This is a genomic window from Corynebacterium sp. HMSC08A12, assembly GCF_001807485.1.
Taxonomy (GTDB): Bacteria; Actinomycetota; Actinomycetes; order Mycobacteriales; family Mycobacteriaceae; genus Corynebacterium; species Corynebacterium evansiae.
On the sequence record NZ_KV789190.1, the window covers coordinates 187,550 to 199,983 of the forward strand.

Annotated in this window: 11 protein-coding genes and 1 tRNA gene; 5 read left to right on the forward strand and 7 right to left on the reverse strand. The window is 60.5% G+C overall.

Annotation, left to right across the window (positions count from 1 at the left end):
* Positions 1 to 8: 8 nt before the first annotated feature.
* The 5 genes from HMPREF3166_RS09610 to HMPREF3166_RS09630 all read right to left on the reverse strand — a co-directional run bounded on the left by HMPREF3166_RS09610 (position 9) and on the right by HMPREF3166_RS09630 (position 5,019).
* Positions 9 to 956, reverse strand: coding sequence for an amino acid ABC transporter permease (locus HMPREF3166_RS09610; protein WP_049049419.1), 948 nt, complete (start codon positions 954 to 956; stop codon positions 9 to 11).
* Positions 953 to 1,909: an ABC transporter substrate-binding protein gene (locus tag HMPREF3166_RS09615; RefSeq protein ID WP_035005407.1), complete on the reverse strand. Its 957-nt coding sequence runs from the start codon at positions 1,907 to 1,909 to the stop codon at positions 953 to 955. The genes HMPREF3166_RS09610 and HMPREF3166_RS09615 overlap by 4 nt, the downstream gene beginning before the upstream one ends.
* Positions 1,910 to 1,917: 8 nt before the next feature.
* A complete protein-coding gene (locus HMPREF3166_RS09620) occupies positions 1,918 to 3,312 on the reverse strand; it encodes a PepSY-associated TM helix domain-containing protein (RefSeq protein ID WP_070489087.1) in 1,395 nt (464 codons plus the stop codon).
* Positions 3,313 to 3,381: 69 nt separating this feature from the next.
* Positions 3,382 to 3,993, reverse strand: coding sequence for a TetR/AcrR family transcriptional regulator (locus tag HMPREF3166_RS09625; RefSeq protein WP_070489090.1), 612 nt, complete (start codon positions 3,991 to 3,993; stop codon positions 3,382 to 3,384).
* Positions 3,994 to 4,119: 126 nt separating this feature from the next.
* A complete protein-coding gene (locus HMPREF3166_RS09630; RefSeq protein WP_070489093.1) occupies positions 4,120 to 5,019 on the reverse strand; it encodes a hypothetical protein in 900 nt (299 codons plus the stop codon).
* Between the two features lie 279 nt (positions 5,020 to 5,298).
* Here HMPREF3166_RS09630 and HMPREF3166_RS09635 point away from each other — a divergent pair, with 279 nt between their 5' ends.
* The 3 genes from HMPREF3166_RS09635 (at position 5,299) to HMPREF3166_RS09645 (ending at position 6,620) form a co-directional block, all read left to right on the forward strand.
* The gene (locus HMPREF3166_RS09635) at positions 5,299 to 5,520 is read left to right on the forward strand and encodes a hypothetical protein (RefSeq protein ID WP_035005506.1); all 222 of its coding nucleotides are present in this window, start codon (positions 5,299 to 5,301) and stop codon (positions 5,518 to 5,520) included.
* 82 nt (positions 5,521 to 5,602) lie between these two features.
* Positions 5,603 to 6,217, forward strand: coding sequence for a DUF4230 domain-containing protein (locus tag HMPREF3166_RS09640; RefSeq protein WP_070489096.1), 615 nt, complete (start codon positions 5,603 to 5,605; stop codon positions 6,215 to 6,217).
* Positions 6,218 to 6,296: 79 nt separating this feature from the next.
* Positions 6,297 to 6,620: a hypothetical protein gene (locus HMPREF3166_RS09645; RefSeq protein WP_070489099.1), complete on the forward strand. Its 324-nt coding sequence runs from the start codon at positions 6,297 to 6,299 to the stop codon at positions 6,618 to 6,620.
* A 382-nt stretch (positions 6,621 to 7,002) separates the two neighbouring features.
* Here HMPREF3166_RS09645 and HMPREF3166_RS09650 read toward each other — a convergent pair.
* Positions 7,003 to 7,076: transfer RNA gene (locus tag HMPREF3166_RS09650), tRNA-Leu, on the reverse strand.
* A gap of 75 nt (positions 7,077 to 7,151) precedes the next feature.
* On the opposite strand from HMPREF3166_RS09650, the gene polA reads away from it, so the two are divergent.
* Positions 7,152 to 9,731: a DNA polymerase I gene (polA, locus tag HMPREF3166_RS09655; RefSeq protein ID WP_070489102.1), complete on the forward strand. Its 2,580-nt coding sequence runs from the start codon at positions 7,152 to 7,154 to the stop codon at positions 9,729 to 9,731.
* Between the two features lie 18 nt (positions 9,732 to 9,749).
* On the opposite strand, the gene HMPREF3166_RS09660 is transcribed toward polA, so the two are convergent.
* A complete protein-coding gene (locus HMPREF3166_RS09660; RefSeq protein WP_070489105.1) occupies positions 9,750 to 10,655 on the reverse strand; it encodes a DUF368 domain-containing protein in 906 nt (301 codons plus the stop codon).
* Between the two features lie 262 nt (positions 10,656 to 10,917).
* Here HMPREF3166_RS09660 and rpsA point away from each other — a divergent pair, with 262 nt between their 5' ends.
* Positions 10,918 to 12,384 carry a 30S ribosomal protein S1 gene (rpsA, locus tag HMPREF3166_RS09665; protein WP_005295768.1) on the forward strand — a complete coding sequence of 489 codons (1,467 nt, stop codon included), beginning with the start codon at positions 10,918 to 10,920 and terminating at the stop codon, positions 12,382 to 12,384.
* Positions 12,385 to 12,434 lie beyond the last annotated feature (50 nt).

Sequence of the window (12,434 nt, forward strand, 5' to 3'; positions counted from 1 at the left end):
GGTGGTTACTAGTCCTTCTTTTCGTTCGGCCCGACGGTGATATTGCGTGGGGGTACGCCTTCGGCGTCAGCAAGGGCGGCGAGTTGGCGCTGCGTGAGCTGGCGCGACGATCCGCGAGAGAAGTAGCGCTCAACGTAGAACTGCCCAACCATCAGAATGCTGGTGATCACCAGGTACCACGTGGCGGCGACGAGCAGCAGCGGAACGGGCTGGAACAGTGAGTTAGAGATGTCGGTGGCGCGGCCGTAAAGCTCAGCGGTATAGGGCACGGCAATAACCAGCGAGGTGGTCTTCAGCAGCGAGATGAACTCGTTGCCCGTCGGCGGAATGATGATGCGCATGGCCTGCGGCATCACGGTGCGGCGCATGTTCTGTCCCCAGGTCATGCCCAGTGCCTTCGAGGCTTCGGACTGTCCTTCGGGAACGGCCTGGATGCCGGCGCGGACGATTTCGGCCATGTAGGCGGCTTCGTTCAGGCCGAGGCCCAGCACGGCCAGGATGAAGGCGTTCTGCAGTACCTGCTCGAGGTCGATTTCGGCGAAGCCCACGCTCACGGACTGGTAGAGGGAGCTCAGCAGGCCCCAGAACACCAGCTGCACGTACACGGGCGTGCCGCGGAAGACCCACAGGAACAGCCACGCCACACCCTGCAGCACGGGGTTCGGCGACATGCGCAGAACCGCGACGATCGCACCGATGACCACGCCGATGATCATCGCCAGAATCGTCAGCGCGATGGTGTGCATCGCCGCCTTTACGATGCGGGTATCCAGCAGGTACTGGAAGTAAGTGTCCCAGTGGTAGGCCTCGTTTTGGGCTGCGGAGATGATGAACCACACCACGAGGGCCGCGAGGATGACCGCCGCGATCCAGCGGCCGGGGTGGCGTAGCGGGATCGCTTTGTTCTCGGTGGGGCGCCTACGCTGCGTTGCGGAGGAGGCGTTTGGGGTGCTCACTTGGTGCCTTCTTTCGGTTCGAGCGTGTGGGGCAGTTGGTAGGGCTTGAGGTTGAACGTCACTGCGTCTAACCCGCCATCTTCGAGTTCCCATTGTTTGAGGATGGCCTCGTAGGTGCCGTCGTTCATCATGGTCTGCATCGTTGCGGCCAGGGCTTTTCCAAGCGGGTTGTTCTTTTTGACGCCCATACCGAACGGGGCGGTATCGAAAGGTTCGCCAACCCGCACCAATTTGCCGTCAGAGCGGGCGATGGCGAAGTCGATCACCGGCGAGTCGGAGCTGTAGGCGTTTGCCTTCTTCAGAATGGTGGCGGTGGCGGCGGCGTCGGCCTTTTCGTAGACCAGCTTCTCAATCGGCTCCTTGCCCTGGGCTTCGCACTCGTCGGAGCGTCCCTGCACTTCGTCCGTGTCGGAGTAGGTGCCTTTCTGCACGGCGACCTTTAGGCCGCAGGCGTTGTCGGGGTCGATGTTGTCCTCGTTGCCGGGCTGGGTGGCCCAGGAGATCCCGGCGCTGTAGAAGTCGACGAAGTCGTAGTTTTTCTGCCGCTCTTCGGTGTCTGTGAAGGCGCTGGCTCCGACGTCGACGGATCCGGCGCTGATGGCCGGCAGGATCAGGTTGAAGTCCATTTGGTTGACTTCGACGTCGAGGCCCATCATGGCACCGGCGGCGCGGATGAGGTCCATTTCGAAGCCGATGATGTTTCCGTCGGAGTCTTTAAACTCGTTGGGTGCGTAGGGCGGGTTGGTGCCGACGGTAATTTTTCCCTTGGCCTGGACGTCCGGGGGCACAAGGGCGGCGAGCTGCGGGTTCTTCGCCGGGAGGATTTCCTCCCAGCCTTCCGGGTTGCCGAGTTCTTCGTTGGTCACACACCCCGCCAGCGATGCTGAAAGCAGGATCGCAAGGGTGCCCTTGGCCACGGTACGGGCCACAGAGCGTGGGTGGCTATGTTTCATACCGTGGATTATATCGGAGTATGTGAATATTCTTTAATGGCTTTTGTGCCCTCTGCCTCCGCGTTGGTCCTGCCGACCTTGTTTCCGCCGCGCAAGTCGAGAGCTAGGGCAATGACGAACAGGATGGCACCACTAACAGCAAACAGGGGAGCGATCACGCTGTATCCACCGAGCAGGATCACCAGCGCTGTCCAGTGCTTCCAGGTGAGTTCCCGAAGATCCACGCGGGCGCCGTTGTTCTTGCCGCCGCGCCTGCGCCACCACATGATGTATCCGTAGATCACGAGCGCGCCGATGCCCAGTGCCAGCAGTGCCAGTGCGATTTGGCTGACCAGCCCGAACAGGGTTCCCATGTGCAGCTGGATGATCCAGCTGGTCAGCTGGGCTGCGATGGGCCAGGAGCTAAACGGCAGGCGGTCGATAACGTCGCCGTTGTCGCCATTCACCGTGATTGCGTCGTTGTGCATCTTGTACGCCTGGCGCGGTTCGCTGACGGTCCACGCCTGGCCGGTTTCGCTCGGGGGAGCCAGCTGCAGGGTGCCGGTCAATCCCTCGTTACGGCCAACCTGGAGGGCCGTATCGGCCTGTGCCAAGTCGACCTCTGCATTTCCGCTGTGACCCGCGTGCCCTGCGTGCTCGCCGTGGCCGGCGTGACCAGAGCCGCCGATTTGCGCAGACTGTTCGCCGCTGATGTTCGTGTTCGGTTCGGGCGCCATCCAGTTCAGTTCTTCGCGGACAGTCGCGATGTTGTCGCCTGCGAAGTGGGACCAAGTCAGGCCGGAGACGCAGAGGAAGACCAGCCCCGGTGCGGCTATCAGCCCTATGAGAGTGTGTCGCTGCATGGCCTGGCGGCGGGACTTCTTCTTGGGCTTGCGCGGGTTTTTCTGCTTGCGCATGAACCACCACATGGCCACGCCGGTGACGGCCATGGGGCCTAGCCACGTGGCGGCGGTTTCGGAGTAGATGCGGCCGGGCTCACCCAGCCATAGGTTGCGGTGGCCTTCGGATAGCCAGGCGCGGAACGGCAGGGAAGCGGCGCTACCGTACTGAGTTAGCTCTCCGGTGATGTGCAGGTCGCCCGGATCCACGAACACTGCGCGGCTGTAGCTTTCCGAGGACAGTGACGGGTCGGTGAAGAGCACGCGAGTGGTCTTGCCCTCTTCGTCTGGGATCTGCACCTTAGCAACATCGAGGTCGGGGTGGATGCGCTTTGCGGCCTCTATTTGCTTGGCTACCGGCTGCGCTGGACTGCTTGAGGTGGCAGTCAGCTCAGACTTGTAGACCCACGTTTCGATGGTGGGGGCGAGTGCGTAGAAGAAGCCGGAGAAAGCGGCTACAAGGATGAGGGGTGCGATGAAGAGCCCAGCGAGGGTGTGGACTCTGCGAATAATTCTGCGAGACATGCTCCATTAGTCGCATGCTTGGCGGGATCGGTTCCCAATAGTGAAGAACGGGGTAGCGCCCGGGGGGATCTAGTAGGAGGGGCGGTTCGTCTCTAGCGCCTGGAAAACGAAGTCCAGCTTCTTGTCGAGGATTCGCAGCGCCATCTCCTCGTCGTCCTCGCGGTCGGCGGGCAGCGAGTCCGTCATTGCGAAAAGCTCGAAGGAGTGTCTGAAAGGCCCGGAGCTGAAGACGAAGTTCGTTACAACGTCGATGGCGAATAGGGCCTGTCCGCGGCTGAAGCCGGCGTCATTAAGCCTTTCCAGAAGATTCGTGACGTGCTTTCGGTAGGCGAAAAGGCTGTTCGGGTGGCTCAGCAGGGCTTGTGCGAGGCCCGGGTAGGTGGAGCACATCCGCGATAGGTAGTAGGCGTAGTCGCGGAGCAGTTCCTTCCAATCGCCATCGGGGTACTCCCGTGGGCTATCGGTGATGTGCTCGATGCAGGCGGTCAGGAGCGTGTCGCGGCTGTAGATTCGGTACAGCGCGGACGTGGCCACTCCCAGGCCTTTGGCGACCTCAGACATGGTGAATTTATCAAGACCGATTGCGAGTGCCTGGTTGATGACGTCTTCGCGGTCGAAGGTGGGCTTCGGGCCGGTCTTGCGGTGAGGGCGTTTTCCTTCTGAGGGAAGCGGGGTGGACATGCAGTGAACATTAGTTCATTTTTTATTTATATTGCTAACAGGTGCCCCCGGAAAGAAAAGCAATTACCCCTGCTCTTTAAATGTTAAAGAACAGGGGCGGTTGTAGTGCCGTTTTAGCCGTTTAGACTACTGCGGGTTCTGCGGGTTCTGCGGAGCGTTGCCCTGCCAGCCCTGGTTCGGCTGCTGGCCGTAGTTGTTCTGACCGTAGTTGTTCTGGTCAAAGTTGTTCTGCGGCTGCTGGCCGTAGCCCTGCTGACCAAAGTTCTGCTGGCCGAAGTTCTGCTGGCCGTACCCCTGCTGCGCGAAAGCCTGCTTCGGAGCTTGCGGGTTGTTCTTGCGGTCGTTGAGCAGTGCGAGCACGCCGAAGGCGATGATGGCGATGGAGGCCAGCAGAATCAGGATCAGGCCTGCGCCGACGCTTACGTTTACAACGTCCTCGTCAAAATCACCGGCCTTAGAGCCGATGCTGGCCCAGTCGATGATGGAGATCAGCAGAAGGATGGCGCCGATGGCGATCACTGGAATGGCGCGCCACCACTTCTGGGCCAGCTGCTCTACGAACAGGTAGGCAGCGATTCCGCCGATGATGATCAGGGACAGGAACATGGTGATAATGCCGTCACCGTCGGTGCCGGAGACCGTGATGGTGCCGTAGAAGGGAACCGAGACCTTGCCCCATGGCATGAAGCTGCCGATGAAGCTGATCAGAGCGGCACCTGCGGCGCAGAGCAGCCAGATTACGGACTTGTTGGAGAAGTCCAGGTACTGCTTGATGTCGAACTGTGCGCCCTGGCCGTTCTGCTGGTTCTGGCCGTTGAAGCCCTGCTGGTTCTGGAAGTTGTTCTGGCCGTAGCCGTTCTGTGCACCCTGCTGCGGAGCGCCATATGCATTCTGGCCTTGCTGCTGCGGTGCCGGGTTCTGCTGGCCGTAGGGGTTCTGGTTCCAGTCCTGGCCCTGCGGCTGTTGCGGTGCACCGTTGTTGCCGTTGTTGGCCGGGTCGTTGGAACCGAAGTTCTCGTCCGTCATGGTTCTCCTCGCGTCAAGAATCTGTCTTAGCACCCCTTAAGAAAGGGCTGCGTGATTTCTTCGCGACTTATATTAACGGACAACCTTCGAGCCCGACGGGTTTGGTGATGGTCGCGGCATGTCGGGGGTGCTGCCCTTTTCTTATTGACGCCTATATTCCAACGAACGAAAAGTCATCTCACGTATTCAGGGCGGGCTGCCTAAGTTTCCTAATCTTGCATCAGCCTGTGGAATATAATCACGGGAAGTGCTGTAATGCTGCTCGGAAAGGAAAACACCATGAGTGTTTTGCACGACTATCTCGCGGGTAAGGCGACTGCGGAGGATGTGAAGGCCGAGGTTGCGCGCCAGAGGGTAGGCATGCGCAAGGAACAGCCACCCTACAGGCAGCCAGATTTGAACGATGTGAAGTGGACGCCACCGTCAATCTTCGAGGACGTGACCATCGCACAGGCACTGGGAAAGCTCAGTAGGGAAGAGGCGGATTACCTCTTGGAGTAGTTTTGGGGCGCTGTTGTCTGGGGATAGGCTGGTATCCGCGCGAATCTGTTTTTCTGATTAGTCGGTATATAGTTACTTAATTATGGCCAAGAAAATCACGTTCGCCGCTGGTGGGTTTATCCTGGTTCTCGCTTTGCTGGGCGGCGGGTTCCTGTGGGGGAAGTCAACTATCCTCAATTCTCCGGTAGAAACCGTCACTGAGACAGACAACTCGGAGGTTATCCTCGCGGTGCAACGCCGTGAAGAGGTTGTGCTGCTCTCCACCTCTACCCAGGGGATCTACACCACGCAAAACACTGCGAAACTCTTCAAGTGGGGTGTCCCCGGAAGTCGGAAGACGAATATCCTGCAGTACAAGTTCACCGCCAAACTGGGGCTCGATGGCAAGAAAGTAAAGGTCGAGGAAACAGCTCCCGGTCACTTCAAGCTCACCATTCCTCCCTTTAAATTTATTGGCTTCTCTGATCCGGAATTCAAAACTGTGCACCAGCATGGTCAGGTTTTGAGCTTCGCTACGGCGGATATTGATACCGCGGAGGGTATCAACGAGGTCCTGAATGAGGGAAAGCGTAAGGAACACATCCAGCTGAACCATGAACTATTGAAGGAACAGGCCAAGACTTTCTACGAAGGCATCATCCGCGCTATCGACACCGAAGCAAAGATAGAGTTCGAGTTCCAAACTGCTGCCAAATAGCTGGTCGTGACTAGTCATGACCACCAAGGTTCAAGAGAAAAGAGCGGCACCATAGGACTTTTGGGTTTTGGGAGGCGTCATGAGTTGCTACCCAGAGATTAATCTCTTGCAGACAGATGTTTCTACTGCGGAATTTGCCAGCTTTCTACCGCCGGTAATTGAATCGCAGGGGTTCTTTAAGCTTGAGGAGCTCGTGGATGGAGAGCGAAAGTTCACCCTGCATAGTCTCGCCGATGAGTATTTGGATCAATTCAACGCGTTATTCAAAAGGATGATTGCGCAAACAGACTGGGCCTTGACTCTCGACTGGGACGGATTGGATGAAGAATCTGATTTCCCGTATAAGTCTCTGAGTCGCCCTGCCGGGGCAAAAGCTCCAATGCTCCTCTGGCCGGACGACTAATTCGTTTGAGAGAGCCTCGCTCTGCTTCGGTGGTTCGGGATTTTCGCGTGTCCGAACGGTACCGCACCGAAAACAAGGAACTCCGCCCACTAGCGGAGCGAGCTAAGGAAGCCGAGGAAGCAGGCAAGAGTGAACTGCAGAAAGCACAGGAACGCATAGCCGCCCTAGAAGCGGAAAAGCAAGAGAGCGTTCTTGCTGCGGCTCGGATAGCACCGCTCCCCGGTGGGGACATTTTGTGTTTGTGTGGCACGTTTTCGCCACGACAATCCCACGACATAAGGGACTAAACCAGGCTTGAAGAGACTTAACGAGCGGGGGTGGTAGACAAAGCAAACCCCCGCCTGAATAGCATTTACGCTGGTCGGGGACGGGGGCGAAATCGTGCCCCAGGTGAGACTCGAACTCACACTGGACGGGTTTTGAATCCGTTGCCTCTGCCAATTGGGCTACTGGGGCGAAAAGTGCTTACCGGAGCATAATACGCCACGGCCATTCAGCCAACCAAAACCGCACTCCGTTAGAGTTGAGCGCATGGCTAAACTCCTTCTCCTCGATGGGCACTCGTTGGCGTTCCGCGCCTTCTACGCCCTGCCCGCAGCCAACTTCTCCACCGTTGGTGGCCAGCACACCAACGCGGTATATGGCTTCCTCGGCATGTTCCTCACCCTCATGGATAAGGAACAGCCCACCCATGTGGCCGCCGCGTTTGACCTTTCCGGCCCCACATTCCGCGAGGAATCATTCCCGGAGTACAAGGCGCAGCGCCCGAGTACGCCCGAGGAGTTCAAGGGCCAGATCGAGCTGATTCGTCGCACTCTCGAAGCGTTGGGCGTCACGACCCTAGATAAAGAGTCCTACGAGGCCGACGACATCATCGCGACCCTAGCCACCGAGGGTGCGAAGGATGGCATGGACGTGCTGATCTGCACCGGCGACCGCGATTCGTTGCAGCTGGTCACCGAGGATGTGACGGTGCTGTATACGCTCAAGGGTGTCTCTGAGCTGCATCGTTTCACCCCGCAGGCCGTCGAAGAGAAATACGGCGTGACCCCCACCCAGTACCCGGACCTCGCGGCGCTGCGCGGCGATACCTCCGACAACATGCCCGGCGTGCCCGGTGTGGGTCCGAAGACCGCGCAGAAGTGGATCGCCAAGTACGGCAGCCTGCAGGGCGTGATCGACAACATGGATGACATCGGCGGGAAGGTCGGCGCCAACCTGCGCGAAAACATCGACAATGTGGTGCTCGCGCGCGACATTACGGAAATGGTGCGGGGCCTTAAGCTCGTTGATGATTTGGACGCCCTCAGTCCCCACGAAATCGATCCCAACGAGGCACTCGGCATGTTCGAGGAGCTGCAGTTTGGCACGGGACTGCGCAATAGGGCATTCAAGATCATGGGCGTGGAGTTCGCCGACAGTGCCGCTATCCCCGTCACGGTGGAGGAGCCGCGGCCAGGGAAGCTGGGGGCGTGGCTGAAGAAGCGCACCCGCGGCACGGTGGTGGACGTGGATGGCGAGCAGCTGACCCTGCTGGACCGCGACAACGTTGCCATCGTTCAGGACCTCGCCGACGTGGACCCGAAGGATGAGAAGGCGCTGGCGGAGTGGCTGGCCAACCCGCAGGCCACAAAGTGGCTGCACGACTCCAAGCAGACGTATCACACGCTACAGAATCAAGGCTTAAAGCTTGACGGGGTGGAACATGACACGTCCCTGGCGGCGTATCTGCTGCGCCCCGACGTGCGTACGCTCGGCCTGGCGGACGTCGTGCAGCGCCACGTGGGCCACGAACTGTCGGACAATGCCACCGGCCCCGAACGTGCTCAGGCTGTCGCCGAACTGGTGAAGGCCCTTACTCCAGAGATCGAGGCTGCCGGCCAGTCCGAGCTGTACTTCGACCTGGAAGTCCCGCTGGCCCTGATCCTGGCGGCCATGGAGCACGCCGGCATTGCTGTGGATGACGCAGCGCTGCAGGAACTCTCCGACGACTACGGCGCGCGCCTTAACGAGGAGATCGCCGCCGCCCGCGAGCTGGCGGGGGAGCCGGAGCTCAACCTTTCCTCCCCGAAGCAGCTGCAGAAGGTCCTGTTCGAGACCTTCGACCTGCCGAAGACGAAGAAGACCAAGACCGGGTATTCCACCGCTGCCGCAGAACTGGAGAAGCTGGCCGCCCAGTCCAACCACCCGTTCCTGGGGCACCTCATGGCCCACCGCGAGTATCAGAAGATGAAGTCCACCATCGACGGACTTATCGAGGCTGTGGGCGACGACGGACGCATCCACACCACCTTCAACCAGAAGGGCGCGGCGACGGGCCGTCTGTCTTCCTCCGACCCGAACCTGCAGAACATCCCCGTGCGCACCGACGCCGGCCGCAAGATCCGCGCCGCATTCACGGTCGGGGAGGGCTACGAGACTCTGCTGACCGCCGACTATTCCCAGATCGAGATGCGCGTGATGGCGCACCTGTCGGAGGACGCGGGCCTGATCGAGGCCTACGCCAGCGGCGAGGACCTGCACAACTACGTCGGCTCGCGCGTGTTCGATGTCCCGGTCGATGAGGTCACCCCGGAACTGCGCCGCCGGGTGAAGGCGCTGAGCTATGGCCTGGTCTACGGCCTGTCCGCCTTTGGCCTATCCCAGCAGCTGAAGATCAGCGCGGGGGAGGCCAAGAAGATCATGGACAACTACTTCGAGCGTTTCGGAGGTGTGAAGCGCTACCTCGACCACGTGGTGGAGGTTGCCAAGGAAACCGGCTACACGGAGACTCTCTACGGCCGCCGCCGCTACCTGCCGGAGCTGAACTCCTCCAATCGTGTGGCCAGGGAGAATGCCGAGCGCGCCGCCCTCAATGCGCCGATCCAGGGCACGGCCGCGGATATCATCAAGCTGGCCATGCTGCGCGTGGATCGGGAGATCACCCGTCACCAGCTGGCTTCCCGCGTGCTGTTGCAGGTTCACGATGAACTCGTGGTAGAGGTCGCGCCCGGCGAGCTGGAGCAGATCACCGAGCTAGTCGAGCGCGAGATGGATGCCGCCGCCCAGTTGCGCGTACCGCTGGATGTCTCCGCCGGCACGGGCGATAACTGGGACCTGGCAGCGCACTAGCCACGCGCGCCAGCCGCGTTAGCTGGCGTCTGCCTGCGTGGTCTTCGCGTTCGAGGCCCTCTCGGCCGCCAGCATCGCCACGACGATCACCGCGCCCAGCAGGAACAGGCCGATCGCGGCGCCCAGGTGTTCGCCCGGCGCCTGCAGGTTCGCATCCCCGTCCTGCCACGGCCACAGCGCACGCAGGGAGCCCAGCATCAGGCCCGTCATTACGAACAAAGTGATGGTGCGGTGGTTGTTAAGCAGGTATTCCAGCAGGCGCACAAAGCACACGATTCCGGTGATCGCGCCCAGGAAGAACACGCCGAGGTAGACCAGGTTCCTATCGTCCACCGCCGCCATCGTCGCGGAGTATAGGCCCACGGCCAGCAGGAAGAAGGAGCCGGATACGCCCGGCAGCACTAGCGCACACACTGCAATCGCCGCAGCCGCGAAAACCCACAGCAGGTTCGGGTCGGACTGCGGGGCACTGGTAACGCCGGTCAGGAAGAACGTGGCCGTTGCCGCTACAACCAAGCCGAGGATCGCCATCGGCAGCCGCCGGCGTGCGTCCTCCTTATCCGTCATGCCAATCGGCACGGCCAGGGAGAGCAGCACCATGCCGAAGAACAGCGCGCGCGAGTGCACCGGCTTGTCCGTCACGAAGCTTTCCATCACGCCAGCCAGCGAGAGCACCACGGCCGCCATGCCGACCACCATCGGCAGCAACAGCAACCAGTCCAGTGTTTTGTACTGGGCAAACGCAGCCTTGCGATCCTTCGGCAGCTTCTTCGTGGCATCCAGGAAAAGGTTCGCCTGGTGCAAGACGCGCTCGTACACGCCGGTAACCAACGCGATCGTGCCGCCGGAAACGCCCGGGACGAGCTCGGCCATGCCAATCAACCCGCCGCGGACCATATTCACTAGTATTTGCAGTATCTTCATCGCGCACTATCGTACTGCACGCCCCCGACAACCCCGCCTCAACTCGCGGCCGAAAGTCCATGTTTGCGCTGTTCACTGTGGTCGTGTAGCGTTATGCCCGTTGTGCGCCCCCTTTTTGATTCTTTAGGACGCCCCCACGTGGAGCTACTAGAGGCTAACCGCCAGGTAATTGACGCTGGTGGTGGCGTCAAAAAGCAGGGTTTGCAGAACTAGAGTAACTGTCCATCTTCTATTTCTATTCGTTTCGAAAGACATTCAACATATGCCCACCAACAACGTCCCTCAGGTAGCCATTAACGACATTGGCTCCGCTGAGGATTTCCTCGCTGCCGTCGACTCCACCATCAAGTACTTCAACGATGGTGACATTGTCGAGGGCACCGTCGTCAAGGTCGATCACGACGAGGTCCTGCTGGACATCGGATACAAGACGGAGGGTGTCATCCCTTCCCGCGAGCTGTCGATCAAGCACGACGTTGACCCGGGTGAGGTTGTTGAGGTCGGCGACGAGATCGACGCTCTGGTTCTCACCAAGGAAGACAAGGAAGGCCGCCTGATCCTGTCCAAGAAGCGTGCACAGTACGAGCGCGCTTGGGGCACGATCGAGGAGCTCAAGAAGAACGAGGAGCCGGTCACCGGTACCGTCATCGAGGTCGTCAAGGGCGGCCTGATTCTGGACATCGGCCTGCGCGGCTTCCTGCCCGCCTCCCTGGTGGAGATGCGTCGCGTCCGCGACCTGCAGCCCTACATCGGCCAGGAGATCGAGGCCAAGATCATCGAGCTGGACAAGCACCGCAACAACGTTGTGCTGTCCCGCCGCGCATGGCTCGAGCAGACCCAGTCCGAGGTCCGCTCCGAGTTCCTGCACCAGCTGCAGAAGGGTCAGGTCCGCAAGGGTGTTGTCTCCTCCATCGTCAACTTCGGCGCATTCGTCGATCTCGGCGGTGTCGACGGCCTGGTTCACGTCTCCCAGCTGTCCTGGAAGCACATCGATCACCCGTCTGAGGTTGTCGCAGTCGGCGACGAGGTCACCGTCGAGGTTCTGGATGTGGATCTGGACCGCGAGCGCGTGTCCCTGTCCCTGAAGGCAACCCAGGAGGACCCGTGGCGCGTATTCGCACGCACCCACGCCATCGGCCAGATCGTGCCGGGCAAGGTCACCAAGCTGGTTCCGTTCGGCGCATTCGTCCGCGTCGAGGAGGGCATCGAGGGCCTGGTTCACATCTCCGAGCTGGCTGAGCGCCACGTCGAGGTTCCGGATCAGGTTGTTGGCGTTGGCCAGGACGCAATGGTCAAGGTCATCGACATCGACCTGGAGCGTCGTCGCATCTCCCTGTCCCTGAAGCAGGCTGATGAGGACTACACCGAGGAGTTCGACCCGTCCAAGTACGGCATGGCCGACTCCTACGACGAGCAGGGCAACTACATCTTCCCGGAGGGCTTCGACCCGGAGACCAACGAGTGGCTCGAGGGCTACGACGAGCAGCGTCAGGCATGGGAGGAGCGCTACGCAGAGTCCGAGCGTCGCCACCGCCTGCACACCGCTCAGATCGAGCGCAACCGCGCCGCAGCTGCCGAGGCCGCTGCAAACGGCGAGGGTGGCTACTCCTCCGAGACTCAGACCGAGTCCGCACCGGCTTCCTCTGAGGCACCGGCTCAGGATGCTGGCACCCTGGCTTCCGACGAGCAGCTGGCTGCTCTGCGCGAGAAGCTGGCCGGCGGCGAGTAAACCACTCGACACCGCTAGTTCGGTAGAGCTTTAAGCGACTAACCCCCGAC